Below are 2,397 nucleotides of genomic sequence, written 5' to 3' on the forward strand. Positions count from 1 at the left end.
GAGGGAAAGGTGAAAAGCACCCCGGAAGGGGAGTGAAAGAGATCCTGAAACCGTGTGCCTACAAATAGTCAGAGCCCGTTAATGGGTGATGGCGTGCCTTTTGTAGAATGAACCGGCGAGTTACGATCCCGTGCGAGGTTAAGCTGAAGAGGCGGAGCCGCAGCGAAAGCGAGTCTGAATAGGGCGTTTAGTACGTGGTCGTAGACCCGAAACCAGGTGATCTACCCATGTCCAGGGTGAAGTTCAGGTAACACTGAATGGAGGCCCGAACCCACGCACGTTGAAAAGTGCGGGGATGAGGTGTGGGTAGCGGAGAAATTCCAATCGAACCTGGAGATAGCTGGTTCTCCCCGAAATAGCTTTAGGGCTAGCCTTAAGTGTAAGAGTCTTGGAGGTAGAGCACTGATTGGACTAGGGGTCCTCATCGGATTACCGAATTCAGTCAAACTCCGAATGCCAATGACTTATCCTTAGGAGTCAGACTGCGAGTGATAAGATCCGTAGTCAAAAGGGAAACAGCCCAGACCGCCAGCTAAGGTCCCAAAGTGTGTATTAAGTGGAAAAGGATGTGGAGTTGCTTAGACAACTAGGATGTTGGCTTAGAAGCAGCCACCATTTAAAGAGTGCGTAATAGCTCACTAGTCGAGTGACTCTGCGCCGAAAATGTACCGGGGCTAAATACACCACCGAAGCTGCGGATTGATACCAATGGTATCAGTGGTAGGGGAGCGTTCTAAGGACAGTGAAGTCAGACCGTAAGGACTGGTGGAGTGCTTAGAAGTGAGAATGCCGGTATGAGTAGCGAAAGACGGGTGAGAATCCCGTCCACCGAATGCCTAAGGTTTCCTGAGGAAGGCTCGTCCGCTCAGGGTTAGTCAGGACCTAAGCCGAGGCCGACAGGCGTAGGCGATGGACAACAGGTTGATATTCCTGTACCACCTCTTTATCGTTTGAGCAATGGAGGGACGCAGAAGGATAGAAGAAGCGTGCGATTGGTTGTGCACGTCCAAGCAGTTAGGCTGATAAGTAGGCAAATCCGCTTATCGTGAAGGCTGAGCTGTGATGGGGAAGCTCCTTATGGAGCGAAGTCTTTGATTCCCCGCTGCCAAGAAAAGCTTCTAGCGAGATAAAAGGTGCCTGTACCGCAAACCGACACAGGTAGGCGAGGAGAGAATCCTAAGGTGTGCGAGAGAACTCTGGTTAAGGAACTCGGCAAAATGACCCCGTAACTTCGGGAGAAGGGGTGCTTTCTTAACGGAAAGCCGCAGTGAATAGGCCCAAGCGACTGTTTAGCAAAAACACAGCTCTCTGCGAAGCCGTAAGGCGAAGTATAGGGGGTGACACCTGCCCGGTGCTGGAAGGTTAAGGAGAGGGGTTAGCGTAAGCGAAGCTCTGAACTGAAGCCCCAGTAAACGGCGGCCGTAACTATAACGGTCCTAAGGTAGCGAAATTCCTTGTCGGGTAAGTTCCGACCCGCACGAAAGGTGTAACGATTTGGGCACTGTCTCAACCAGAGACTCGGTGAAATTATAGTACCTGTGAAGATGCAGGTTACCCGCGACAGGACGGAAAGACCCCGTGGAGCTTTACTGTAGCCTGATATTGAATTTTGGTACAGTTTGTACAGGATAGGCGGGAGCCATTGAAACCGGAGCGCTAGCTTCGGTGGAGGCGCTGGTGGGATACCGCCCTGACTGTATTGAAATTCTAACCTACGGGTCTTATCGACCCGGGAGACAGTGTCAGGTGGGCAGTTTGACTGGGGCGGTCGCCTCCTAAAGTGTAACGGAGGCGCCCAAAGGTTCCCTCAGAATGGTTGGAAATCATTCGTAGAGTGCAAAGGCATAAGGGAGCTTGACTGCGAGACCTACAAGTCGAGCAGGGACGAAAGTCGGGCTTAGTGATCCGGTGGTTCCGCATGGAAGGGCCATCGCTCAACGGATAAAAGCTACCCCGGGGATAACAGGCTTATCTCCCCCAAGAGTCCACATCGACGGGGAGGTTTGGCACCTCGATGTCGGCTCATCGCATCCTGGGGCTGTAGTCGGTCCCAAGGGTTGGGCTGCATCGCATCCTGGGGCTGTAGTCGGTCCCAAGGGTTGGGCTGTTCGCCCATTAAAGCGGTACGCGAGCTGGGTTCAGAACGTCGTGAGACAGTTCGGTCCCTATCCGTCGTGGGCGTAGGAAATTTGAGAGGAGCTGTCCTTAGTACGAGAGGACCGGGATGGACGCACCGCTGGTGTACCAGTTGTTCTGCCAAGGGCATAGCTGGGTAGCTATGTGCGGAAGGGATAAGTGCTGAAAGCATCTAAGCATGAAGCCCCCCTCAAGATGAGATTTCCCATAGCGTAAGCTAGTAAGATCCCTGAAAGATGATCAGGTTGATAGGTTCGAGGT

Annotated in this window: 1 rRNA gene (only partly in view); it reads left to right on the forward strand. The window is 52.8% G+C overall.

Going from position 1 to position 2,397, the window contains the following annotated elements:
* Nucleotides 1-2,397 (forward strand): 23S ribosomal RNA (locus ATN06_RS00215) (it extends 511 nt beyond the left edge of the window).

Source organism: Bacillus thuringiensis, assembly GCF_001455345.1.
Classification (GTDB): Bacteria; Bacillota; Bacilli; order Bacillales; family Bacillaceae_G; genus Bacillus_A; species Bacillus_A thuringiensis_N.